General features: G+C 48.2%; 23 protein-coding genes. All 23 read left to right on the forward strand.

The genetic code is table 11. The features are described from left to right. Nucleotides 1–5 precede the first annotated feature (5 nt). The 23 genes from ftsL to AYR61_RS10720 all read left to right on the forward strand — a co-directional run bounded on the left by ftsL (nt 6) and on the right by AYR61_RS10720 (nt 24,446). Nucleotides 6–395, forward strand: coding sequence for a cell division protein FtsL (gene ftsL, locus AYR61_RS10610; RefSeq protein WP_065902938.1), 390 nt, complete (start codon nt 6–8; stop codon nt 393–395). After that, nucleotides 392–2,548, forward strand: a complete 2,157-nt coding sequence (locus tag AYR61_RS10615) for a penicillin-binding transpeptidase domain-containing protein (protein ID WP_065902940.1) — start codon at nt 392–394, stop codon at nt 2,546–2,548. Before ftsL ends, AYR61_RS10615 begins: the two co-directional genes overlap by 4 nt. Nucleotides 2,549–2,581: 33 nt before the next feature. Beyond that, nucleotides 2,582–3,538 carry a phospho-N-acetylmuramoyl-pentapeptide-transferase gene (gene mraY, locus AYR61_RS10620; protein WP_056987188.1) on the forward strand — a complete coding sequence of 319 codons (957 nt, stop codon included), beginning with the start codon at nt 2,582–2,584 and terminating at the stop codon, nt 3,536–3,538. Between the two features lie 56 nt (nt 3,539–3,594). Beyond that, a complete protein-coding gene (gene murD / locus AYR61_RS10625) occupies nt 3,595–4,977 on the forward strand; it encodes a UDP-N-acetylmuramoyl-L-alanine--D-glutamate ligase (RefSeq protein WP_065902942.1) in 1,383 nt (460 codons plus the stop codon). Next, the gene (gene murG, locus AYR61_RS10630; protein ID WP_054711364.1) at nt 4,977–6,074 is read left to right on the forward strand and encodes an undecaprenyldiphospho-muramoylpentapeptide beta-N-acetylglucosaminyltransferase; all 1,098 of its coding nucleotides are present in this window, start codon (nt 4,977–4,979) and stop codon (nt 6,072–6,074) included. The genes murD and murG overlap by 1 nt, the downstream gene beginning before the upstream one ends. 51 nt (nt 6,075–6,125) lie before the next feature. Next, nucleotides 6,126–6,977 carry a cell division protein FtsQ/DivIB gene (locus AYR61_RS10635; RefSeq protein ID WP_054711366.1) on the forward strand — a complete coding sequence of 284 codons (852 nt, stop codon included), beginning with the start codon at nt 6,126–6,128 and terminating at the stop codon, nt 6,975–6,977. A 123-nt stretch (nt 6,978–7,100) separates the two neighbouring features. Beyond that, nucleotides 7,101–8,432, forward strand: coding sequence for a cell division protein FtsA (ftsA, locus tag AYR61_RS10640; RefSeq protein WP_065903914.1), 1,332 nt, complete (start codon nt 7,101–7,103; stop codon nt 8,430–8,432). A gap of 24 nt (nt 8,433–8,456) precedes the next feature. Next, entirely contained in the window at nt 8,457–9,707 is a 1,251-nt protein-coding gene (gene ftsZ / locus AYR61_RS10645) for a cell division protein FtsZ (RefSeq protein WP_065902944.1), read from the forward strand. 37 nt (nt 9,708–9,744) lie between these two features. After that, the gene (locus tag AYR61_RS10650; RefSeq protein WP_065902946.1) at nt 9,745–10,182 is read left to right on the forward strand and encodes a cell division protein SepF; all 438 of its coding nucleotides are present in this window, start codon (nt 9,745–9,747) and stop codon (nt 10,180–10,182) included. 29 nt (nt 10,183–10,211) lie between these two features. Further along, nucleotides 10,212–10,475 carry a YggT family protein gene (locus AYR61_RS10655; protein ID WP_056987199.1) on the forward strand — a complete coding sequence of 88 codons (264 nt, stop codon included), beginning with the start codon at nt 10,212–10,214 and terminating at the stop codon, nt 10,473–10,475. A 38-nt stretch (nt 10,476–10,513) separates the two neighbouring features. Beyond that, complete coding sequence (locus tag AYR61_RS10660) at nt 10,514–11,296, forward strand: YlmH family RNA-binding protein (protein WP_054711370.1); 783 nt, start codon at nt 10,514–10,516, stop codon at nt 11,294–11,296. A 16-nt stretch (nt 11,297–11,312) separates the two neighbouring features. Then, nucleotides 11,313–12,011, forward strand: a complete 699-nt coding sequence (locus tag AYR61_RS10665) for a DivIVA domain-containing protein (RefSeq protein WP_056987186.1) — start codon at nt 11,313–11,315, stop codon at nt 12,009–12,011. A 271-nt stretch (nt 12,012–12,282) separates the two neighbouring features. Then, on the forward strand, nt 12,283–15,099 hold the full coding sequence (ileS, locus tag AYR61_RS10670) for an isoleucine--tRNA ligase (protein WP_065902948.1): 2,817 nt from the start codon (nt 12,283–12,285) through the stop codon (nt 15,097–15,099). 186 nt (nt 15,100–15,285) lie between these two features. Next, nucleotides 15,286–15,537, forward strand: coding sequence for a cold-shock protein (locus AYR61_RS10675; protein WP_054711374.1), 252 nt, complete (start codon nt 15,286–15,288; stop codon nt 15,535–15,537). Nucleotides 15,538–15,630: 93 nt separating this feature from the next. Continuing rightward, nucleotides 15,631–16,191 (forward strand): NUDIX hydrolase, encoded by a 561-nt coding sequence (locus AYR61_RS10680; RefSeq protein ID WP_056987185.1) that lies wholly within the window; start codon nt 15,631–15,633, stop codon nt 16,189–16,191. A 13-nt stretch (nt 16,192–16,204) separates the two neighbouring features. Continuing rightward, a complete protein-coding gene (locus tag AYR61_RS10685; protein ID WP_054711376.1) occupies nt 16,205–16,513 on the forward strand; it encodes a hypothetical protein in 309 nt (102 codons plus the stop codon). A 24-nt stretch (nt 16,514–16,537) separates the two neighbouring features. Further along, nucleotides 16,538–17,227, forward strand: coding sequence for a 5'-methylthioadenosine/adenosylhomocysteine nucleosidase (locus AYR61_RS10690; RefSeq protein WP_065902950.1), 690 nt, complete (start codon nt 16,538–16,540; stop codon nt 17,225–17,227). A 16-nt stretch (nt 17,228–17,243) separates the two neighbouring features. Beyond that, a complete protein-coding gene (locus tag AYR61_RS10695) occupies nt 17,244–18,410 on the forward strand; it encodes a cysteine desulfurase family protein (RefSeq protein ID WP_054711378.1) in 1,167 nt (388 codons plus the stop codon). Then, the gene (locus AYR61_RS10700) at nt 18,410–18,757 is read left to right on the forward strand and encodes a DUF1831 domain-containing protein (protein ID WP_065902952.1); all 348 of its coding nucleotides are present in this window, start codon (nt 18,410–18,412) and stop codon (nt 18,755–18,757) included. Before AYR61_RS10695 ends, AYR61_RS10700 begins: the two co-directional genes overlap by 1 nt. A 1,121-nt stretch (nt 18,758–19,878) precedes the next feature. Further along, complete coding sequence (gene mnmA, locus AYR61_RS10705) at nt 19,879–21,003, forward strand: tRNA 2-thiouridine(34) synthase MnmA (protein WP_054711380.1); 1,125 nt, start codon at nt 19,879–19,881, stop codon at nt 21,001–21,003. Between the two features lie 486 nt (nt 21,004–21,489). Further along, nucleotides 21,490–22,872, forward strand: coding sequence for a group II intron reverse transcriptase/maturase (gene ltrA / locus AYR61_RS10710; protein ID WP_065900954.1), 1,383 nt, complete (start codon nt 21,490–21,492; stop codon nt 22,870–22,872). Nucleotides 22,873–23,053: 181 nt separating this feature from the next. Next, a complete protein-coding gene (locus AYR61_RS10715; RefSeq protein ID WP_056987901.1) occupies nt 23,054–23,734 on the forward strand; it encodes a histidine phosphatase family protein in 681 nt (226 codons plus the stop codon). A gap of 13 nt (nt 23,735–23,747) precedes the next feature. Further along, the gene (locus AYR61_RS10720) at nt 23,748–24,446 is read left to right on the forward strand and encodes a tetratricopeptide repeat protein (RefSeq protein WP_054707884.1); all 699 of its coding nucleotides are present in this window, start codon (nt 23,748–23,750) and stop codon (nt 24,444–24,446) included. Nucleotides 24,447–24,451: the final 5 nt, after the last annotated feature.

Here is a 24,451-nt window from a genome sequence, read left to right on the forward strand (position 1 = left end):
GAAGTATGGCTCTGAACAATTTGGCAAGACAAACGACGCAATCACCGCAGCCGTTCCAGGCAACGCCTGACGAACAGCCTTTACATAAAGCGGCAACTCGAACCGTTAAGCTTCCAAAATACTTGGCGACTTCGAAATTTGAAAAATGCTTACTGTTAGTTGGCAGTTTAATGGTGATTACAATGATGGTGTGGTTGGTCAGTCTGAAGATTGGGGTATCTTCAGCACAACAACGGTTACAGGATGTGAATACACAAATTACCAGCCTGCAAACGAAGAACACCAACAAGCGTCAAGAAATCAACGAACTTTCTAACCGGTCCCGACTTGAAAATATTGCTAAGAAGGACGGTCTGTCACTATCGAACAACCAAATAAGGAACGTGAATAAATGAAACAATCACCTAAGCGAACGGTGACTAGTCAACAAGCACAACGTAATCGGAGAGTCTTCGGACGCGTCCTATTTCTGATCATTACGGGTGTGTTTGTACTATTCATTGCTCGTTTTTCTTATATCGCAATTGGAAAAAATGTGGAACACGTGAACTTATCCGCGCGGGCCCAAAAATTGTACACGGCAACACAGACAGTGAAGGCACAGCGGGGCACCATTTATGATGACTCGAACCAGCCGATTGCCGAGGATACAAGTACCTATTCGTTATATGCCGTTTTAGATAAAACGCAGCGGAGTACGGATGGGCGCCCAATGTATGTGCAGAATAAGAAAAAAACCGCCACTGTTTTAGCCAAGTATCTGCCCATTAGCAAAAAGCGGGCGTTGGCTTATTTAACGCCGTCAAATGCCAAAACGTTCCAAGTTGAATTTGGGCTGGCCGGTCAAAATATTTCTCTGACGACCAGAAACAAAATTGAGCAGGCGCATCTAACCGGCCTTAATTTTGTCCAGCAACAAGCCCGTCTTTATCCAAACGGTGTGTTTGCTTCTTACTTGGTGGGGAACACTGCCACTAACAGCAAGGGCGTTCTTACTGGGACGATGGGCCTTGAAAGCCAGTATAACAGTCTGTTAACTGGGACCAACGGATTCAAGACGGAAAAGCAGGATAATAACGGCTACAAGATTCCGGGCACGACCCAGAAGGATAAGAAGGCCAAGAACGGCGACGACGTTTACACAACGTTAGATTCACGTCTGCAGACGCTGCTTGAAACCGAAATGTCGGCGCTTCAATCAAAGACGCATTCCAGGTCACTTAACGCCGTCTTAATGAATGCGAAGACTGGGGAAATTGTGGCGTCAACGCAGCGACCAACGTTTAATCCTGAAACGGGTGCTGGTCTGGGAACGGACGGCACCTGGCGGGATAGTCTTGTTCAGGACCTGTACGAACCAGGGTCAACGATGAAGGTTTTCACAATGGCCGCTTCGATCGACAGTGGCAACTATAACGGAAACGCAACGTATCAATCCGGGAAGTATACTGTCGGCGGTCAAGTGGTGCCTGACTGGCAGACGTCTGGTTGGGGAATCATTACCTATAACAAGGGGTTTGCGCTTTCAAGTAACGTTGCGATGGCGCACTTGGAACAACAGATGGGCGCTAAGACTTGGATGAAATACATCAAACGGTTCAAGTTCCTCAAGTCGACCAACTTTGGTCTTCCCGGGGAACAAGCCGGCAGTATTCAATTTAGTAAGGCCATCGAACAGGCCGATACTGCCTTTGGTCAAGGGATTCAAGTCACGGCCATTCAGATGCTGCAGGGATTGTCTGCTATTGCGAACAATGGTAAGATGTTGAAGCCGTATCTTGTTCGTAAAGTGGTCGATCCAAACACTGGAAAAACCGTTAAATCCTATGGCACAAAGGTCATCGGGCACCCGGTCTCCGCAGCAACTGCTAAGGCTGTTAGAAAACACATGGAAGACGTTGTATATAAGTCTTACGGCATTGGTGGCGACTACAAGATCAAGGGTGTTCGGATCGCGGCAAAGACCGGGACTGCTCAGGTCAGCAACGGGAAGTCTGGGTATCTGAGCGGGGATGATAGTTATCTCTACTCAGTTGCCGCCATGGCACCCGCGAAGAACCCGAAGTATATTATGTATATTACAATGAAGCAGCCGACCTTACCGGGCACCGAAACGGCGACCCAGTTATTGGCGGATGTGTTCAAGCCAGTGATGAAACGCGCCCTGTTAGAGGATTCATCTAGTTCCTCGACAGAAACCAGCACTAAGATGGTCTCCTATGTCAACCGGTCTGCTAAAGCGGCCGAAGAGACCCTAACGAAGGCTGGCTATAAAGTCACCGTCCTTGGATCTGGTAACCGCGTCGTTAAGCAGTCGCCAGAATCTGGTCAGGTGATGATGGAGGGCCAACGGGTGATCCTGCTGACCAGTGGGGCACAAAAGATGCCAAGTATCAGCGGCTGGTCGAAGAGTGATATTCTGCGGTTGGCTGATCTGCTTGGGATGAAGGTGACCTTTACGGGCAACGGATACGCAAAAACACAAAGTATTAAGGCGGAACAAGCCGTGAGTGACGAGGAACAACTCAAGGTCTCACTAGGTAACTGACCCGCCGCATAAAGAGTGAAAGAGGAGAAATCAATGAGTTCAACAATTGCGTTTGTGATTAGCTTTATCATTACGCTGGTCTGTATGCCAGCCCTGATTCGGTATTTCCGAAGTAAACATGAGGGTCAGATGATTCGTGAAGAAGGGCCTTCATGGCACGAAAAAAAATCGGGAACACCAACGATGGGTGGTCTGATGTTCATTATCGCAATTATTGTGGGCTCATTAATTGCTGGGGCCGTGGGACACTTGCTGTCGCCCGTCCTGTTGATTTTATTGTTTATTTTGATCCTTTACGGATTGCTTGGCATGTGGGATGACTCGATCAAGCTGTTCCGTCGGCAAAACGAAGGATTGAAAGCCTGGCAGAAATTGCTTGGCCAAATTGTCGGAGCGGTCGTTTTCCTTATGGTCTACGTGCACGAAGGGTTGCCACTTGGCATCGTTATTCCGGGTTTTGGTAATTTGAATCTGGGCTGGATCTATTTCTTATTCGTTGCGTTTTGGTTGGTCGGGTTTTCAAACGCGGTCAATTTGACAGATGGCCTTGACGGACTCGTTGCCGGGGTGGCCACCATTTCGTTTGCAACTTACGGCATCATTGCCGCACATCAACACCAGTACGACGTCATGCTCTTTTGTTTTGCCGTTGTTGGTGGGCTGCTTGCCTTTTTGGTGTACAACCACAAGCCAGCAAAAATTTTCATGGGCGATATGGGTTCATTAGCCCTTGGTGGCGCCCTTGCAGCGGTCTCTATTTTGCTGCATCATGAGCTATCGCTGCTCTGGATCGGGTTGATCTACGTGTGTGAAACCGCTAGTGTCATCTTGCAGGTGGCCTCGTTTAAACTCACGGGCAAGCGCATCTTCTTAATGTCGCCAATTCATCACCACTTTGAAATGAAGGGGTGGAGTGAATGGCGGATCGATCTTACCTTCTGGGCTATCAGTCTGGTGACTGCAGCAACGGGACTCTGGGCAATGTGGTAGTACGCAACACAAGTAATGATGAGTTTTAAATTTAAATAGGTGGCGGAATAAGAAAAATGAAGGCAATTCAGACGTATCAGGGTAAAAGGGTAATCGTAGTGGGACTCGCAAAAAGCGGCTTTAACGCAGCTAAACTGCTTCATCAGCTTGGCGCCGTCGTTACCGTGACCGACCAGCAACCGCTAGATAAAAATGCGGAAGCACAAGAATTGAACGCTACTGGCGACTATGTGGTCTTAACTGACGAACAGACGCCAGATCAGTTAGACGCTGGGTTTGATTTAATGGTCAAAAATCCTGGGATTCCCTACGATGTGCCGATCGTTAAGGCGGCGTTAGCGCAAAAACTGCCAATTATTACGGAGATCGAGTTGGCCAGTGAAATTAACGAGGCTGAACTGATTGCTGTGACTGGCAGTAATGGGAAAACAACGACCACGACGATGATTACGAAGATGCTCAATCAGGAACGACCAGCTGGCCGCAGTGCCTATGCTGGCAATATCGGCATCCCTGCCAGTCAGGTGGCAGCTTCCATGACGCCTGACGATACATTGGTCCTTGAAACCTCAAGCTTTATGCTTCTGGGCATCACCGAATTTCACCCGCATATTGCTGTTTTGACAAATATTTTTTCGAACCATCTGGATTATCATAAAACGCGTGAAAACTACGTGAACGCAAAGATGCGCATCACGATGAACCAGACTGCCGACGATTACTTCGTGGTCAACTTTGATTCAGAAGAATTAGTGGCGCTCAGCAAACGGTCGCAGGCACACGTTGTGCCATTTTCTCGCACGGGTGTCACTCAAGACGGTGCCTATGAAAAAGACGGCAACTTGTTCTTTAAGGATGACCTGATTATGCCCGCAGCCGAGATCAAGGTTCCAGGTGACCACAACGTTGAAAACGCGTTGGCTGCAATTGCAGTCGCTAAGATCGAGGGCAAATCAAACGCTGCAATTAAGCACGTTTTGACCACCTTTGGCGGCGTTCGTCACCGCACTCAGTACGTGTTAACCAGTGAGGGACGCCAGTTTTACAATGACTCTAAGGCAACGGACATGGAAGCGACTGAAATGGCATTAAAGGGCTTCAAACAACCCGTTGTTTTACTAGCTGGTGGTCTTGATCGCGGGTACACCTTCGAACGTCTTGTGCCATTCTTTAAGGACCACGTGAAGGGCATTGTGCTCTTTGGCGAGACAAAGAATCTGCTCAAAGAAGCCGCTGAGGCTGCCGGTGTGGCCACGATTGAAATGAGTGAGAATGCAGAAACAGCTGTCCCAACAGCTTATGCAATGAGTGCACCTGGTGACGTCATTTTGTTATCACCTGCCAACGCGAGCTGGGATCAGTACCCGAACTTTGAAGTCCGTGGGGATAAATTTATTCAGGCGGTTGAACAACTGACTGGTAAAAAGGAGGAACAATAATGCGATTAATGGTATCAGGCGGTGGGACTGGCGGCCATATTTATCCGGCCTTGGCCGTGATCAATGAGCTTAAACGCCAGGATCCAAACGCTGAAGTCATGTACGTTGGCTCACAACGTGGTATCGAAAGCACGATTGTTCCAGAACTCGGGATCCCGTTTAAAGAAATGGAGATTCAGGGATTCAAGCGGTCGTTGTCACTGGAAAATTTTAAGACGGTGTATCTCTTTTTGAAGAGTGTGCACCGCGCTAAAAAACTCGTTCGTGAGTTTAAGCCGGACGTTGTTCTGGGAACTGGCGGCTACGTTTCTGGCGCCGTCCTGTACGCGGCTGCTAAGCAACACGTCCCAACGGTCATTCATGAACAAAACAGTGTGGTCGGGATGACGAATAAGTTTTTAAGCCGGTACGTCGACAAGATCGCCATCAACTTTGAGATGGCCCGTGATCAATTTCCTGCTGACAAGGTCGTGATGACTGGAAATCCACGGGCTCAGGAAGTGGCTAATATTGACAGTCATTTTGATCTGGCAAGCTTTGGGTTGGATAACACGAAACCAACGCTGCTGGTTGTCGGCGGGTCACAAGGCGCTTTGAAGATCAATAAAGTGATGGTTGAAAGCCTTAAAACGTTTGCGACTAAGGACTACCAGGTGGTCTTCGTGACAGGCCCTAAACGTTACGACGATGTCATGGCGCAGATCAAGGACCTGAAGGCACCAAACATTGCCATCAAGGCGTACATCAGCAACATGCCGGAAGTGCTCCCTAAAATGGCGGCCGTTGTTGGCCGGTCCGGGGCAACGACCCTGGCAGAACTGACTGCGTTAGGTGTGCCTTCGATCCTGATCCCAAGTCCTTACGTGACGGCGGATCACCAGACGAAGAATGCGCAGAGTCTCGTGGACGCAAACGCAGCCTTAATGATTACCGAGGCTGACCTGTCACCGGAAACCTTGGTCAGCACGGTCAATCAGTTGATGACTGACCCAAGTAAACAGGCGGCAATGGCTGCGGCATCTAAGAAATTAGGGAAGCCACAGGCAGCAACCGAGATGGTGGCACTGCTACGCTCGGTCATCACCGCCCATCAATAACCGAGACGAGGCAAGACCCATTAAGAGATTCTAGGAGGGGGCGAATGGGAGATGGCCTTTAAGTTGGACCGGAAGCGGTCGAATCGCAAGGTTGCGGTGACACCGTGGGAAAAATATCAAAATCAACAAGAAGAGCGTGAAAAGGCGGCTAAGAAACAGCGCCGCCCGTCACGGATCGGGGCAAAGCTGCCCTGGTTAAAGCATCAAAAGCATCGCCGGTTGCTCAAACGGATGAGTATCCTGGTCGGCATCTTTGCGGTGATCTTACTGGTTGCCGGGTATTTTGCGACCCCCATTAGCCATATTTCTAAAATTTCAGTGACTGGCAACCGGGTTGTCAAAACAGCCAGCGTTGAAAAGATGACTGGTCTTAAAACTGGGGATTCAATTTATAAAGTTTCTAGTAAGAATGCTAAACAGATCTCTAAACGGGTGAAGCAGACGTATCCGCGAGTAAAATCGATCTCGTTTAAGATCAAAAAACACAATCAACTGGCGATTCACGTGGTCGAATATCAAACGGCAGGGTTTGTGCCCAGCAATGGCTACTACCGCATTGCCCTTGAATCCGGCGTGATCTCAAAAGAAAGACAAAAGCAGCCTACTGGTAATTATCCGGTGTACGACAAGTTCACGTCAGCACGCCGGCTCCACCAGATGATCCTGCAATTTGCCAAGTTGCAGCCCAAAATTAAGACGGGCATTTCGGAAATTCAATTTTCTCCAACAAAATCGAATCCGGAACGCATTCATGTTTTCATGAACGATGGCAACGAAGTATACGCGACTTTATCAACATTTGCGGCTAAAATGGCGTATTATCCAAGCATTGCAGCAAAAATGAAACGCAATGGCGTGGTCAATTTGGAAATCGGCGCATATTCTTACCCATTTTCAAGTTAAAATGACGTCACTGTAGGAACTTAGCACTTTTTTATCAGTGTGTATTTGTGGTAAACTGAGTTGTAAACTACGACGATTTAGGTAATGAATGAATATGTCGGAATTAAGGGAGGCTCCTGCATGATGGATACTTCAGGTATGTACGTGGGACTTGATATAGGGACGACCTCAATCAAAGTTATCGTGGCTGAGTATTTGGACGGTCAATTGAATGTTTTAGGGGTAGGAAATGAACGTTCATCCGGACTCAGTCGTGGGGTCATTGTTGATATTGATAAGGCAAGTGAGGCAATCAAGAATGCAGTTAAATCTGCGGAGGAGAAAGCCAGTATTGAGATTCATGACGTGGTGGTGGGCATTTCTGCCAACATGTTGAAGATCGAACCGGTAAACGGGATGGTGGCCATTGGCGACCAGGCTCGGGAAATTACGGATCAGGATGTCCGTGATGTCGCATCTGCGGCAATCATTCAAAATTTACCACCAGAACGAGAGATCATTAATTTGGTCCCAGATGAGTTTGTCGTGGACGGTTTTGATGGCATTAAGGATCCGCGTTCCATGGTTGGTGTTCGATTAGAGATGCACGGGATGTTATTTACGGGTCCCAAGACGATCGTACATAATACGAAAAAGGCAGTTGAGCAAGCCGGCTTAAACCCGCAGTTAGCGGTTGTGAGTCCAATTGCACAGGGGCTCAGTATTTTAAGCGATGGTGAACAGGATTTCGGAACGATCTTACTGGATCTGGGCGGCGGTCAAACGACCGCAGCTGTCATCCATGATCACAGATTAAAGTATGCCGAAGTGGATCCTGAAGGCGGCGACTACATCACCAAGGATATTTCCGTGGTGTTGAACACGTCGATTGAAAATGCGGAAAAGCTGAAACGCAATTACGGGTATGCGGCTGCAACTCGCGCGGCTGAGGACAACCAGTTCCCAGTTGATGTTGTGGGTCAGTCCAGACCAACGGAAATCACGGAACAGTACCTGGCTGAGATCATTGAGGCACGGTTATCGCAGATCTTTGATAAACTTAAGGGTCAGTTAGCGGCGACGAACGCGTTATCTCTGCCAGGCGGTATCGTGGTGACCGGTGGGGTGGCAGCGTTACCCGGCATTGTCGACCTGTTGAAGGCCGACTTTGACGATGTACCAGTCCGGGTCTCAATTCCCGACCAAATGGGCTTACGACACCCGTCATTTACCCAGGCACTTTCGCTGGTCAACTATCGCGGTCAGCTCAATGAGGTGGATCTGCTTGTGCAATCAGCGCTTGCTGGCAACCAACAGTTAGCCTCACAGGTTGCAAAAAAGCCGGCACCAGCAACGACCTCACAGTCGCAAGCTGCACCTCAGCAGGCGACTGCTACAACTGAAAAACGCAATAAGCAGACAACTAAAAAGCGCAGTCAAGGATTCAAAAAATTCTTTAGCGACTTCTTTGACTAATTCGAACCACTGGAGGGATTTCAAATGGAATTTTCGTTAGACTCGACACAGAACCATAGTGCCAACATTAAAGTTATCGGCGTCGGTGGCGGTGGCGGTAACGCCGTCAACCGAATGATCGAAGAAGACGTTAAGGGCGTTGAATTTATCGTGGCCAACACGGATGTGCAGGCACTTGAAGCTTCAAAAGCTGAAACTAAGATTCAATTAGGACCGAAACTAACTCGCGGGTTAGGCGCAGGTTCGAATCCTGAGATCGGGTCAAAGGCTGCTCAGGAAAGTGAAGAACAGATCGGCGAAGCTTTAGCGGGTGCCGACATGGTCTTCGTGACAGCCGGCATGGGCGGCGGTACTGGTAACGGTGCCGCACCGATCGTGGCAAAATTAGCCAAGGAACAGGGTGCCTTAACGGTTGGGGTCGTTACCCGGCCATTTACGTTTGAAGGGCCTAAGCGTGGCCGATTTGCTGCTGAAGGCGTTGTCCAAATGAAAGAAAACGTCGATACACTGATCGTGATTGCGAACAACCGTCTGTTGGAGATCGTTGACAAGAAGACGCCAATGATGGAAGCCTTCCAAGAAGCTGACAATGTGTTGCGTCAGGGTGTTCAAGGAATCTCAGACCTGATCACCAGTCCTGGTTACGTTAACTTGGACTTTGCTGATGTGAAGACAGTGATGCAGGATCAGGGCTCTGCCTTGATGGGGATCGGTTCAGCAAACGGCGAAAACCGGACGGAAGATGCCACTAAGAAAGCTATTTCGTCACCACTGCTTGAAGTTTCAATTGATGGCGCTGAACAAGTGCTGTTAAACATCACTGGTGGCCCAGACTTGTCTCTGTTTGAAGCCCAAGCAGCTTCTGAGATCGTTTCTTCAGCTGCAACGAGTGACGTGAACATTATCTTCGGGACGTCAATTGACGAAAACCTTGGTGATGAAGTTCGCGTGACTGTGATCGCAACTGGGATCGACCAACGCAACAAGGGCGGTCGGCCAGCAACGCGCAGTGCCCGTCACTTAGGCACTGATAACCAGTCAGACAGCCAATCAACACAAAACAACACACAATTAGATTCTGATCGGTTAGACAACGGTAACACGCAGTCTAACAACGACCACATGGTCAGTCATCGACAAGACGCAAGCGAATTTGACGGCGTTTCAAAGCCTGATTTCAGCGTTTTTAACAGCGATGACCTTGATAACCAAAACGGTGATGATTCGGGCTTAGACACCCCGCCGTTCTTTAAGCATCGCCGGAAGCAAGACTAAGTTACGCTAACCGAGTTTGCGAAAGGAGCGTAAGAGAATGGGAAAATTTAGTATGAGCCGCTTTTTTGGCATTGACGACGATTACGATGAGACGACTGATTACCAGCAACCGGATGACCGCGAAACCAGTAATCAGCAACCTGTTGAAACACCGGCACCGCGGCGTAATGGCGGCAAGGTCGTTTCAATTAATGCGCCGCGACCGTCAATGAACAAGATTGCCTTGTTTGAACCGCGCCTATACTCTGATGTCCAAGAAATCGCAAGCCGGCTTATCAAAGATCAGGCGGTCATTGTGAACCTCGGCCACATTGAAAAGGGACAAGCACGGCGCATTATTGATTTTTTGACTGGGACGGTATTTGCTATTGAGGGCGACATTGAGCGGGTCGGTGATCAGATTTTTCTGTGCACGCCGCGTAATTTCGAAATCAAGGGCGACATCTCAGCAAATTTAAACGATAAGCTCAATTAAGGAGTGAGTCTTTGGTCCAAGCAATTAGTATGATTTATTGGGTGTTGTCACACTTAATCGAGCTTTATAGCTGGGCAATTGTGATCTACGCACTACTAAGCTGGTTTCCAGGAGCCTACCAAACGGCATTTGGCCAATTCCTGGCACGAATTGTGGAGCCTTTTCAACGTTGGTTTAACTTTGCGCACATTGGGATGATTGGTTTTGCACCGATCGTTGCCTTGATCGTGTTGCAAGTTGTCAATTACGGGTTACAGTATGTTGCCCAACTTCTTTTACAGTTCGTGAGTTGAGTTGTCACATCTATTTGGTTTTGTAGGAGGAGTTTGAATTGGCTGACAACATCGCACAGCACTTTCGTAAGGAGGAAGCCGCCTTTATTGAAAGTGCCACAGGTTGGATTCAACAGGCCAATGATGAATATCGGCCGATTTTGACCCACTTTTTGAACCCGCGTCAGCAGTATATCTTAGAGACATTGGTGAACCGTGAAACGGATGTTAAACTGCGGCAAAATGGCGGTTATCCGGGTGCGGAAATGCAGCGTGGCTTGATCTATCCGGACTATTTTGAAACAAGTGACTCGGACTTTGATGTGAACTTGTTTGAAATTGACTATCCGGTTAAGTTCACGGAGTTGCACCATGGCCAGATCTTGGGATCCATGCTGGCGGCTGGTATCGACCGGGACGTGCTTGGTGATATCATCACTGACGGCACGCGCTGGCAGGTGTACACCACGGGTGAAATGGCGAGCTATATTAGCGACCAGGTCACCCGAATGGGGAAAATCAAGGTTCGGTTGCTGCCAATGGAATTGTCGGCGCACATTGTGCCGTTAACGGCGTGGGAGTATGAAACCACTACGTTGTCCTCGGCGCGAGTCGATAACGTTGTTGCTACAGCCTTTCATCTATCTCGACACCATGCCAAACAACTGATCGAGGCTGGCAAAATTCAACTGAACTGGAATGAGTTTGAGCGTCCCGACTATCAGTTGGCACACCAGGATATTATTTCCGTTCGCGGGTTTGGCCGAGTTAGATTAAACAGTGTTGATGGTGTCACAAAGCGTGATAAGCTGCGCGTCACGTTGTCAGTATTACACAAGTAAACGGGGAGGAACACTTATGGTACTAAGCCCACTGGACATTCATAATAAAGAATTTTCGACAAAGTTACGTGGTTACAACATTGATGAGGTCAATGATTTTCTGGAACAAATTATTAAGGACTATCAGATCACCCTTGATCAAAATAAGAGTTTAACGGATCAGCTGGCTGCCAGCGACGAAAAACTCAAGTACTTCAATGATTTGAAGGATTCATTGAACCAGTCCATCATTGTTGCGCAGGAGGCTGCCGATAAGGTGCGGGCAAATTCCCAAAAGGAAGCCGACATCATTAATCGTGAGGCCCAAAAGCAAGCCAATGACGTTGTGAGTGAGGCTACCGATAAGGCCAACCAGTTACTTGAAGAAGCGTCCAATCGTGCCAAGCAGTTAGCCGTTGAGACGGATGATCTGAAGAAGAGTACCCGGGTCTTCCGCCAACGCCTGCAAGTCATGTTGGAATCACAGTTAGAAGAGATCAAGTCAGATAACTGGAATGAGTTATTGAAGGATGATGGGTCTTCTTCTTACGAAGACATTAAAAAAGCCATTTCTGAGAACAGTCTTGACAATGACGCTGATGATGGCGTAGACTCAGACTCACAAGCAGATGATGAGTCCGATCAGATTTACGATGCTGACCAACCGGTTGATCCGAAGCACGATACGCGGACCGAAACGGTGGTCATCTTCCCAGATGATGATCAAAAGGCGTAGTGATTTGCGTAAATGAATACCGCACATGAAGAACAGCAAGTCAGATAAGATACATATAAGCGAGCCGAAAACTGGTGAAAGTTCGGCGGTCCCTGTTGTCTGACGGATCATCTTCTAGCTGTTTGGCTGAAGTAGTAAGCCAAGCCGGTTCGACCCGTTATCGTCATGTAAGAAGAATGTTAAATTCTAAAAATTGGGTGGTACCACGAAGATCTCGTCCCTTGGATGAGGTCTTTTTTGTTGCCATGCGATAATTCAAGGAGGGACCCTAATGCGGGTTAAAGATACGCTGAACTTGGGAAAAACCAAGTTCAAGATGCGCGGCAACTTGCCAGTCAAAGAAGTCGAACGACAAAAGGCTTGGGAAGACAACGGCGTCTATCAATTAAGACAAAAATTAAACGAAGGCAAGCCAACATTTATTTTACATGATGGCCCACCATACGCGAACGGCGACATTCACATGGGCCACGCGTTAAACAAGATTTCAAAGGACTTTATCGTCCGTTACAAGTCCATGAACGGCTTCCGGGCACCATACGTTCCTGGTTGGGATACCCACGGACTGCCAATTGAACAGAAATTGACACAACAGGGTTACGACCGTAAAAAGATGTCTACGACTGAGTTCCGTGAACTCTGTCGTAAGTATGCGCTGGAACAAGTTGATCGTCAGCGTGAAGAATTCAAACGGTTAGGTGTTGCCGGTGATTGGGATAACCCATATCTGACATTGAAGCCTGAATTTGAAGCACAAGAAGTTCGGACCTTTGGGGCGTTCGCAAAGCGCGGCTTGATCTTCCGTGGCAAGAAGCCCGTCTTTTGGTCATGGTCATCAGAATCAGCCATGGCGGAAGCCGAAGTTGAATACCATGACGTGACGTCACCATCTGCCTTTTACGGTGAACAAGTCGTTGACGGCAAGGGCGTTCTGGAAAATGGGACCACTTACCTCGTTGTTTGGACAACCACACCGTGGACCATTCCAGCATCTGAAGGGATCACCTTGGATGCCACCTTTGACTATTCGGTTGTTCAGCCTGAAGGTGAAGACCGGAAGTTCGTTGTTGCCACTGAACTCCTCGATGATTGTGCCGAGAAGTTTGGCTGGAAGAACGTGAAAACGTTGAAGGTCGTTAAGGGACAAGAACTTGACCGTGTCCTTTGCCAACACCCATTCTATGAAGACCGTAAACTGGTCACGATGATGGGCGACTTTGTCACGACTGATGCTGGGACTGGTTTGGTCCATACTGCCCCTGGTTTTGGGGAAGATGACTTCTACGTGGGTCAAAAATATGACCTGCCGATCCTTGTTCCCGTTGATGATAAGGGATACATGACCGCCGAAGCTGGTCCCGATTTTGAAGGTGTTTTCTACGATGACGCCAACCAAATCTCACTGGACAAGTTAAAGGATGCTGGCCTGTTACTGGACTACATGCCTTACGAACACAGTTACCCATTTGATTGGCGGACTAAGAAGCCAGTTATCTTCCGGGCAACACCGCAGTGGTTCGCATCTGTGGATAAAATCCGCGATGAGATCTTAGACGCCATTCAAGACGTTGAATTCTTCCCCGATTGGGGCAAGAAGCGGCTCTCAAACATGATTCGTGACCGTGGCGACTGGGTCATCTCACGACAACGTGTTTGGGGTGTGCCGCTGCCGATCTTCTACGGTGAAGATGGTGAAGCCATCATTACCGAAGAAACGATCGAACACGTTGCGCAACTGTTTGAAAAGTACGGGTCGAACGTTTGGTTTGATCGTGACGCAAAGAACCTGTTACCAGATGGGTTTAGGTCAGAACATTCACCAAACGGCAAGTTCACCAAAGAAACTGACATCATGGATGTTTGGTTCGACTCTGGTTCATCTCACCAAGGCGTTTTGGAGACGCGGCCAGAACTCAGCTACCCAGCTGATATGTATCTGGAAGGGTCTGACCAGTACCGTGGCTGGTTCAACTCCAGTTTGATCACCAGCGTTGCCGTTTCTGGTAAGGCACCTTACAAACAAGTCTTGTCACAAGGGTTCACCCTTGATGGTCAGGGCCATAAGATGAGTAAGTCACTTGGCAACACGATTGCGCCTGCAGAAGTGATTAAGCAAATGGGTGCTGAAATCGTTCGGTTGTGGGTCTCTTCAGTGGATTCAAGTGCTGACGTGCGGGTTTCAATGGAAGCCTTCACGAAGACGTCTGACGCCTACAAGAAGATTCGAAACACCGTCCGTTACATGCTTGCTAACACAAGCGACTTTGATCCAAAGACGAATGCGTTAGCTTACGATGACTTAGAACCCGCAGACCAGTACATGCTGATCAAGTACAACCACCTTGTTGCTGACTTGAAGGCGAAGTACGATTCTTACGACTTCTTAGACATCTACAAGCAGATCATGAACTTCTTCATTTCTGAACTGTCTGCCTTCTACCTGGACTTTGCCAAGGATATCTTGTACATCGACCCAGAAGACAGTCATACGCGTCGCTCAATGCAAACTGTTTTGTATGAAATGACGGTCGGCTTGACCAAGTTGTTGACGCCAATCTTGCCACATACGACTGAGGAAATCTGGCCCTTCTTAAAGGAACCAGAAGACTACGTGCAGTTAGCTGAAATGCCAACCCCACAACACTTTGACAACGAAGACGCTGTTCTTAAGACCTGGGAAGGGTTCATGGAACTGCGGAGTGATGTGTTGAAAGCGTTGGAAGAAGCGCGGGATGCAAAACTCATCGGGAAGTCACTGGAAGCCCGTTTGGACCTCTACGTTGACGACCGGAACAAGGCTATCATTGACGCCCTTGGTGCTGATGTGCGCCAGGTCTTAATGGTCTCAGACCTTGAAGTGCACGCGATTGCTGATGCGCCTGCTGATGCTGAAAACTTTGACGATGGCGTTGCCACCAAAGTTTCCCACGCTGCCGGTGAGGTTTGTGACCGTTGCCGGATGACGACTCAAGATGTTGGGGTCGATCCAGATTACCCACACTTCTGTGCGCGTTGTGCCAAAATTGTTCGTGAAAACTTCCCTGAAACCAAGGGTGTTGAATTCGACGATTTTAAGGCCGAAGACTAATCACAACATAAAAAACACATTTAAAAGGGCGAATTAGTCGCCAGTCACTTGACGAAACTGGTACACTATTAGTAGCTAAAAAATGTGGACTTTCGCACCTGATAAGGGTGACTGAAATTAATCGAAAGAGGGTTCGAAACAGCTGTTGTTTTGAATCCTTTTTTGTCTGAATAGGTGGTGAAACACATGATCAAAGGTACAGTAGATCGGTACAATGAACAAAATGGGTTTGGCTTTATTAAGTCTGAAACCGGTGAAAATGTCTTTGTGCACTATACCGGCATTGAAATGGCGGGCTATAAGAGTTTGCAGCCGGGTCAAGAAGTTGAATTTGTGATCGTTGAGGGGCAAAAAGGACCGCAGGCGGCACGCGTCCGGCCGGTATCACAGCAAGATGAGGCAAGCGCTCAAACTTCTGAAGAAACCCCTAAAGAATAGGGGAACAATTGCGTCTGGCTCTGATTCTGGTAAACTGGGTCATGACAAGTCACGACGATGACATGACTGAAGAAGAATGGGGAGCGAGTGACGATGAAGATGGAAGAACGGGTTATCAGTACCGAGAAGATTTACGATGGCGCAATCATTAACGTTGAAAGAGAAACCGTTGAACTGCCGGACGGCCACCAGTCCTACCGAGAAATTGTTCGGCATGCCGGGGCTGTTGCGGTGCTAGCCATTACGGATGACAACAAGGTGATATTGGTTAAACAGTGGCGGTCACCAATTGCCAAACCGACGTTGGAAATTCCGGCAGGTAAGTTGGATGATCGGGATAACGGGGATGCACTGCACGCCGTCAACCGGGAATTGAATGAGGAAATTCGGTTGCAGGCCACTCAGTTAAAGAAGGTGACTGGCTTTTATTCATCAGTTGGCTTTTCTGACGAGTACATGACCTTATACGTGGCCAAAGACCTCAAACCGGTTGCTGATGAATTGCCACGTGATCCAGGTGAAGATTTGAATGTAAAGGCCTATTCGCTGGATGAATTGAAGGCGCTGATGGCCACGGGTGAGATCGAAGACGCCAAAACGACCATGGCCGTTTGGTACTTTGAATTAATGCAACTGAAGCAAGCACAAGATTGAGGGGGTGACCGCAATGGCAAGTCGCAATTCTGACGAACAGGTTCAAGAACCACAAGAAGAGCAGCCCCTAAGTCGGTCTGCCTACCGCAAGCAACAGCAAGCTGAGCAGGATGCATTTTTAAAACGGGATCGTAAACGGGTTCAAGCGGAAAAACGTTACGCGAAGCAACACCCAGAAGGTGATCCTGAACAGGCTGCTCAGACGGCTAATTTTGATGAAGAAAAGATTCAGCGGCTCAAGCATCGTTTAAATTGGGCAATCGCTGGATTGAGTTTAGGCATCATTATCGTTTTTTTAGTGTTGAGATTTGTTGAATTTTAGGGTTTATAGAAGGGAAGAACGACAGTGACAGTTGGTATTTTATGCGCGATGGACGAAGAGATCGCAACGTTAAAAGAAGCACTTCAGGACGGGTTTACGACCGATATTTCCGGTATTGATTTTTACCAGGGCAGAATCAGCGGCCAGGACGTTGTTTTAGTCCGTTCAGGGATTGGTAAAGTAGAAGCTGGGTTAACCACTTCCTTGCTGATCAGCCGGTTCCACGTTGACGTTGTGATCAACTCTGGTTCTGCAGGCGGCATTGGTGACGGGTTGAAAGTTGGCGACGTTGTGTTATCGACGCAAACGGCTTACCACGACGTTGATGCCCAAGTATTTGGGTATGAATACGGCCAGTTACCGCAACAGCCAGCCCGGTTTGATGCGGATGAAAAATGGTTGGGAAAGCTTGCTTCAGCAGCCCAATCAACTGGGTTAACGGTTAAGCAGGGGCTCATCGTCTCTGGCGACCAATTCATTGCCAGCAAGGCGGCGACAGATGCCATCTTAAGCCATTTTCCAGACGCACTCTCCAGTGAAATGGAAGGCGCTGCCGTGGGTCAAGTGGCTAACCAGTTCCACACACCATACGTGGTCGTTCGGGCCATGTCAGACGTTGGCGACGACAACGCCGGCGTTAGTTTTGACGATTTCATTATCGAGGCTGGCAAGCACTCAGCCAAGATGTTATTAGCCTTACTAGCAGCAGAATAAGACGGAGGGAATTGCAGTGAAGGAAATTTATTTGGATAACGCAGCGACAACACCGATTTCAAAAGAGGTCCTCGCTGAAATGACTGACAAGTTAGCCAATATGTACGGCAACGCTTCAACGTTGTACGGGTTGGGCCGCGAAGCCCACACCCTGTTGGAAAATGCGCGCCACATCATCGCGCAGAGCTTAAATGCGGACGATGACGAAATTATTTTTACCAGCGGTGGATCTGAGTCAGATAACACCGCAATCATGCAAACGGCAGTTGCCCGCGAAGGGTTAGGTAAGCACATTATCACCACGGCCATCGAGCACGAGGCGGTGTTAAAGCCACTGCATTTTCTCGAAAAGCGTGGGTTTGAGGTCACTTATTTACCAGTTGATGAAACGGGGCAGATCAGTCTGGACGATTTTAAGGCTGCGCTGCGTGATGATACGATTTTGGTCACCATCATGACGGGGAATAATGAGGTCGGCTCACACATGCCGATTCACGAAATCGGCGACATCTTAAAGGACCACCAAGCCTGGTTCCATACGGATGCCGTTCAAGCCTATGGGTTGTTAGACATTGATGTGAAGCGTGATCATATCGACATGCTGTCAACGTCTGCCCACAAAATTAATGGTCCTAAGGGAACTGGGTTCTTGTACCGTAAGACTGGCATCAACTTCCCGAGCTTCATGAAGGGCGGCGACCAGGAGGAAAAGCGGCGTGCTGGGACTGAAAACATCCCAAGTATTGCGGGCTTTGCAGCAGCGGTTCAAACGATTACCCCTGACGAAAAGGCACACCGGCAAGAAAAGTATCACCAGTTCAAACAAGAAATTATTGATGGTCTGACGAACGCCGGCGTGGACTTTGCGCTCAACGGGTCGATGGCTGAAACAAATTTGCAGCACGTGATGAACATCTGGATCAAGGGTGTGTCGACCTATGTGATGCAGACCAACCTGGATCTGGCGGGGATTGCCGTTTCAGGCGGCTCAGCATGTACGGCCGGGTCAATCGAACCATCACACGTTCTGACCGCCATGTTTGGGGCGGATTCACCACGCATTTCCGAATCCATCCGAATCAGTTTTGGCCGGTACACAACTGAGGACGACATTCAGGCACTGATCAGTGCCGTTTCGAAAATTGTGACGCGGTTAAAGACCAGAAATGAGGTGCATCAATAATGGCATTTAATAAAACGGTAACGCTTCAGGGCGATAGTACCGCCTATACAATTAGCAGTAACGTTAAAAAATACACATTGAAAGACCTCGGCTTTCAGGAAACGAAGGTCGGTAATTTTAGTCTGAAACGGTCGTTGGATCCTAAGTCACCATTCAATTCAAGTATTGAATTGAAAGTGATGATCAACAGCACGCTGGACGGCTTTAAAATGGCTGCCGTGGCTTCAAAGGGCACGCGGGAAGTCAACTTGTTCAAAATGGACCGGGCGGATGAATTCGCAGAGCAGTTCCACTATTTGATGGAATCGTTTGTTGAACGCGATGTGTTTGAGACGGTTGCGGACTAGTAAGTTGTGAAAGTGCTCAGAACGTGGGGAATTATCTCTGCGTTTTGAGCGCTTTTTGTATGCCAATAAAGGGATACTGAGCAAAATTTCTTTAGACTTCGAGATAATTATTTCAACAGATTAGTTAAGATTGAGGAGGAATTCTGACGCAATTTTTTTATGTGACAGCAAAGTATCATATTGTTTGTGTTTGGATTCGACTAGCTTTTGGCGCTATGACAGAAGCGTGTTTACTCCGAAACTGGTGAATGTCTGATGCTTTTCCTATGCGTAATCGATTAAGGTTGGCCGCTAATGAACTCCGATACTACAGCTCGTCATGTCTGACAATTTCACTACAATACGGTTCTCGTTATTATCATTGAGAATGCTGATATGGTGTGAGGAATTCTGGCTATTCATTAGGACTCACTTGACCGTTGCACGATGCATTGCCGTAGAGAATCTTAGAGGCAGTCGAGGGCGGATTATCCACAAACCAGGTTTAAAACTATTGTGATACTTGACCAGAGGATAAAATTTGCTCAACGTGAGTGGAATGCAGCAATTTGGCACGGAGCTGTGGTGTCGACATCAGTTAGCGACCGTTTTTGGGTCGGTTACTGATGTGCGAGACGATGGAGATCCATTTGAGAGCTGCGTAGCAGAAATCAAATTAGCTTCATCGCGAGCCACAACAGCTCCGTGCCAAATTGCGGAATGCAACGGACTGGATGCCTAATATTTGATGAACTCTTTGTGTTCTAACAGGGGTTGTTCTACACTCTGGCAACGTAGCCGAAACGTGTTCCAGAAGGGCAAGAGGCGGCCATATAAGGGACTCTGGCAAAAATCCCAAAGGCAGGGATTTCTGCCAGAGGTAAACCGTTTTCTGACAACGTAGCCGAAACATGTTCCAGAAGGGCAAAGGGTTGCACCTAGTGGACTTCGACGATATAAGCCAAGCCCGGGCTTATATCGTCAAAGTCCACTAGGCTCCACCCTTTAACCGCCCTTCTTCCACACTCTAAGCTAAATTACTTGCAATGCCCCATACCAGCGCGTACACTTAAAATTACTGGATTTTTACGACCTTCAACTCGTGGATTCTCCAGAATCTTAACAGAAGTGATGGTGATTTTATGCAAGACAACAGCCAAACACGTGTGGTTGTCGGCATGAGCGGTGGGGTAGATTCCTCCGTTGTCGCGCTGCGGTTAAAGCAGCAGGGATACGACGTCATTGGTGTGTTCATGAAGAACTGGGACGACACTGATGACAACGGGGTCTGCACCGCCACAGAAGATTACAAAGACGTGGCAAAGGTGGCTGCCAAAATTGGTATTCCATACTATTCCGTTAACTTTGAAAAGGAGTACTGGGACCGTGTGTTCACGTACTTCTTGGATGAGTATAAGAAGGGGCGGACACCTAACCCGGACGTTATCTGTAACAAGGAGATCAAGTTCAAGGCTTTCTTGGACTACGCACTAGACCTCGGGGCCGACTACATTGCAACTGGGCATTACGCACAGTTAAACCGCGATGCAGACGGTCACATGCATCTGATGCGTTCCGTAGATACCAACAAGGATCAGACCTATTTCCTGAGTCAGTTATCAACTGAGCAGCTTGACCGCGTGATGTTCCCAATTGGTGACATTACAAAGCCAGAGGTGCGTCAGATTGCAAAGGATGCCGGTTTGGCAACCGCTGATAAGAAGGATTCCGTTGGGATCTGCTTCATTGGTGAGAAGAACTTCAAGGGGTTCTTAGGCCAGTATCTGCCAGCGACACCAGGTAAGATGATGACCGTTGATGGTGAAGAGAAGGGCCAGCATGCTGGGCTGATGTACTACACCATCGGTCAGCGTCGCGGTCTTGGTATCGGCGGTGATGGTGTGGATAACGAGCCTTGGTTCGTTATTGGTAAGGACCTGAAGAAGAACATCTTGTACGTTGGTAAGGGGTACCATAACGAGCATCTCTATGCCACGCATCTGGATGCCTCTGATATTCACTGGGTCAACACCATTGATCGTGGTCAGGACTTCCACTGTACAGCGAAGTTCCGTTACCGTCAGACCGATACTGGTGTCACTGTTCACCTATCAGATGATGGGCAGAAGGTCACAGTTGAATTTGACGATCCTGTTCGGGCAATCACACCCGGTCAGGCCGTTGTGTTCTACGATGGTCAGGAGTGCCTTGGTAGTGCCATTATCGACGCTGCTTACAGCAAGGACCGCGAGTTACAGTATATCTAATTAAACCAATTACGACGCTTAACTTCTTCGGAGGTTAGGCGTCGTTTTTTGGTGCGCCCGGCATGGGCGCCAACTAGACGGTGAAAGTCCGTTGCGGGCCGTAGTAGTCGGAACCGCAAGTCAATGACAAGGGTGTCCATCGTGAGGTGGAATCTGAAGGAAGTCGGCGACAAAGTACCGCATTGATGTACAAGAATCAGCTATAAGGCTGTGTTGGTCGGACGAGGTTGCCAAACAAACCAAAGTCCAATACTACTCGAGGCCATCGCAGTAAAGCTGGCAATGACATGGTACGAAAGTGGGCGTTCTTACCCGGGGAGGCCTGTATCGTACGTTCCCGACAAGAGGCGCGCTAAGCGCCACAGGAACAAACATCGCAGTGATGTGGTGCAGAACGATACAGGAGTCAGCCGAGGCCATAGTAGTGGTATCTGCCACGAAGGGCTGAACAATAATAGGTCATCATTGATATTGGAGGTGGAGACAGTGCAACAACCGCAGAATACAGAAAAAGCTGACCGCCGGCGGACAGTAGGACTGGAAGCCCAAGAACAAGTCGGGGTGCGTAGCACTGACTCTGGTGAAAATACGATGATGAACGGCACTAAGTTTCAAGAGTTAGTCTTAGACCGAAATAACCTGAACGAGGCTTATCTTCGCGTCTGCAGAAACAAAGGTGCAGCAGGACTAGACGGAATGACCGTTGACGAACTGTTGCCCTACTTGAGGAAACATAAACAGGAATTACTGCAAGCTTTACAAAACGAGACCTATCGGCCTCGTCCCGTTAAGCGGGTTGAAATTCCAAAACCTAATGGTGGTAAACGCAAGCTCGGAATACCAACTGTGATTGACCGACTTGTTCAACAAGCCATGGCGCAAGTCATGGTGCCAACATTTGAGCGTGTCTTCTCAGATAATAGTTTTGGGTTCCGACCGAATCGAAGTGCTAAAGATGCCATTGATAGAGTGGTTCAGTTCTACAATCAGGGCTATCACTATGTCGTGGATCTCGATTTAAAAGCATACTTCGATACGGTCAACCACGATCTGCTTATTAAATTTATTGAGCAGTATATTACGGATCCATGGATACTGCATCTCATTCGTCGCTTCCTAACCAGCGGTGTCATGAATGGTGGTCTATTTGAACGAAGTGATAAAGGCACCCCTCAAGGTGGCCCCTTATCGCCACTTTTGGCTAACATTTATCTCAACGAACTGGATAAGCTGTTAACTTCCAGAGGTCATAAGTTTGTCCGCTATGCGGACGATTGTAATATTTATGTCCGAAGCAAACGTGCTGGAGAACGGGTTCTGACTAATGTTACTCGCTTTCTTGAAGGCGACCTAAAGGTCACCGTCAATGAGGACAAGACATCAGTAAGTTCGCCTCTGCGGGCCAAGTTCCTGGGATTTTCCTTGGGGGTTGGTCGAGGAGGTGCGTATGCACGACCTGCTTGGCAGGCCAAGCAACGCATCAAGTCTGCACTCAGGAAAATGACCAAGCGCAATCGGGGCGTTTCGTTAAACCTGGTGTTTAACGAGATTCATCAAAAGATGCGTGGGTGGTTACAGTACTATTCGGTCGGGAAAATGACCAATTTTATCCGTCACTTAGACGAATGGTTGCGAGCAAGGATTCGCCAGTATATTTGGAAACAGTGGAAGAAGCTCAAAACAAAGGTCAATCATCTTGTAAAACTGGGGCTTTCTGGCACCAGTGCTTATACAATGGCCAATACCCGTAAGGGTTATTGGCGAACTGCGCATAGCAAGACATTGACCTATACTCTGACAAACAAAAGACTGGAACGCCTTGGACTCATCAATATGAGCAAGACACTCCAGTCAATACAAAGTGCTTAAATTATTGAACCGCCGTATACGGAACCGTACGTACGGTGGTGTGAGAGGTCGGTAATTGAATTAATCAATTACCTCCTACTCGATTGTTTTAAAAAGACGTGCCTCACCGGGCTCGTCAGCGTGTAAAACTTTGAAATTCGCTATGAAAACTGGCATAATAGTACTGATTGTTTTTAAGAAAATGAGTAAGCGAGGGATTGCATTGAGACTATATTTTCTGCGTCATGGCAAGACTGAATGGAACTTGGAATCGCGCTATCAGGGCGCTGGCGGTGACTCGCCACTGCTACCCGAATCCTATGCTGAGATTCATCAGGCGGCGACATTTTTAAAACAGGTCACGTTCAGTCACGTGTACGCCAGTCCCATCAAACGGGCACGCGACACAGCATTGACTGTGCTGAATGATCTGCCTGATGACATACCGTTAAGTTTGCTGAGCCGACTGGAAGAGTTTCATCTGGGACGGATGGAAGGCATGACCTTTACTGACGCAAAGAAAACCTTTCCGGCTGAATTTGAGGCGTTTCGCAATGCCCCGGACAAGTACAAGCCGGTTGAGATTGGCGGGGAATCGTTTCAAGAACTGATCAACCGCATGACGCCGGCCATCCAAATGATCGTGCATGCCAATGGCGGAGCAGATCAAAACGTGCTTGTTGTGAGTCACGGGGCTGCCTTAAACGCTGAAATCAATGCCCTGCTGGGGACGCCATTGGCGCATCTACGAGACCGCGGCGGCTTGACGAACACGTCGACGACGATTCTTGAAACAACTGACAACGGTGCCAGTTTTCAACTGATTGCGTGGAATAAAACAGATTATTTAAAACGACAACTCGATGCAACCGACACAATTTAAACGAGGTTAATAAATGGCTAACGATAAGAAAACGACGGAGCGCGATGAAAAACAAAAAGCTTCCGAAAAATTAATGCACCAATTGATTCAAGAAATTGACGATGACCCGGATAACTATCACACCTATTATGATTTAGGCGCCTTACTGGTTAATCTGAAGAGTTACTCGCAAGCTGAGGAGCTCCTGATGAAGGCCATGGGCATGTTTGGTGATAAGAGTCGTCAGGCCAAGGATACGTTGACGTATGGCCTGGGCAACGTCTACTACGAAGCAGGCGAGTACCAAAAGGCCATCGCACAATTTTCACAGGTGAAGGATAAAAAACTCCAAGCTGACGCCTACCTTATGCTGGCGCAAAGCTACATGGGCAACGGTGACCACAAAACAGCGCTGGCGTTTGCAATCACAGCCGGCGATACGCATAAACAAGATCCGCAGGTCAACCAACTGATTGCCGATAATTTACTGGCACTGGGGAACTTCAACCAGGCAGCCGACTATTACGACCAAGTGCTGAAGGCTGAACCTAAAAACGGCCATGCCCAGTTTGACCGCGGAATTGCCGCAGTTGTTTTAGGCCAGGATGCCACAAGTTTTTTTGACCAAGCAAAGACGCTTGACCCGGATTATTACCAAAAAGGTCAATCTCGTTTAAAAGATATTCAAACGTTTCTCAATAAGCAAAAAACCGATCAGGACAATCAAAAGTAGGAAGG

Source organism: Secundilactobacillus paracollinoides, from assembly GCF_001702155.1.
GTDB lineage: Bacteria > Bacillota > Bacilli > Lactobacillales > Lactobacillaceae > Secundilactobacillus > Secundilactobacillus paracollinoides.

Coding starts and splice junctions, on each gene's coding strand:
- ftsL (WP_065902938.1), top strand. CDS start 6: ATGGCTCTGAACAATTTGGCAAGACAAACGACGCAATCACCGCAGCCG.
- AYR61_RS10615 (WP_065902940.1), top strand. CDS start 392: ATGAAACAATCACCTAAGCGAACGGTGACTAGTCAACAAGCACAACGT.
- mraY (WP_056987188.1), top strand. CDS start 2,582: ATGAGTTCAACAATTGCGTTTGTGATTAGCTTTATCATTACGCTGGTC.
- murD (WP_065902942.1), top strand. CDS start 3,595: ATGAAGGCAATTCAGACGTATCAGGGTAAAAGGGTAATCGTAGTGGGA.
- murG (WP_054711364.1), top strand. CDS start 4,977: ATGCGATTAATGGTATCAGGCGGTGGGACTGGCGGCCATATTTATCCG.
- AYR61_RS10635 (WP_054711366.1), top strand. CDS start 6,126: ATGGCCTTTAAGTTGGACCGGAAGCGGTCGAATCGCAAGGTTGCGGTG.
- ftsA (WP_065903914.1), top strand. CDS start 7,101: ATGGATACTTCAGGTATGTACGTGGGACTTGATATAGGGACGACCTCA.
- ftsZ (WP_065902944.1), top strand. CDS start 8,457: ATGGAATTTTCGTTAGACTCGACACAGAACCATAGTGCCAACATTAAA.
- AYR61_RS10650 (WP_065902946.1), top strand. CDS start 9,745: ATGGGAAAATTTAGTATGAGCCGCTTTTTTGGCATTGACGACGATTAC.
- AYR61_RS10655 (WP_056987199.1), top strand. CDS start 10,212: ATGATTTATTGGGTGTTGTCACACTTAATCGAGCTTTATAGCTGGGCA.
- AYR61_RS10665 (WP_056987186.1), top strand. CDS start 11,313: ATGGTACTAAGCCCACTGGACATTCATAATAAAGAATTTTCGACAAAG.
- ileS (WP_065902948.1), top strand. CDS start 12,283: ATGCGGGTTAAAGATACGCTGAACTTGGGAAAAACCAAGTTCAAGATG.
- AYR61_RS10675 (WP_054711374.1), top strand. CDS start 15,286: ATGATCAAAGGTACAGTAGATCGGTACAATGAACAAAATGGGTTTGGC.
- AYR61_RS10680 (WP_056987185.1), top strand. CDS start 15,631: ATGAAGATGGAAGAACGGGTTATCAGTACCGAGAAGATTTACGATGGC.
- AYR61_RS10685 (WP_054711376.1), top strand. CDS start 16,205: ATGGCAAGTCGCAATTCTGACGAACAGGTTCAAGAACCACAAGAAGAG.
- AYR61_RS10700 (WP_065902952.1), top strand. CDS start 18,410: ATGGCATTTAATAAAACGGTAACGCTTCAGGGCGATAGTACCGCCTAT.
- mnmA (WP_054711380.1), top strand. CDS start 19,879: ATGCAAGACAACAGCCAAACACGTGTGGTTGTCGGCATGAGCGGTGGG.
- AYR61_RS10715 (WP_056987901.1), top strand. CDS start 23,054: ATGAGTAAGCGAGGGATTGCATTGAGACTATATTTTCTGCGTCATGGC.
- AYR61_RS10720 (WP_054707884.1), top strand. CDS start 23,748: ATGGCTAACGATAAGAAAACGACGGAGCGCGATGAAAAACAAAAAGCT.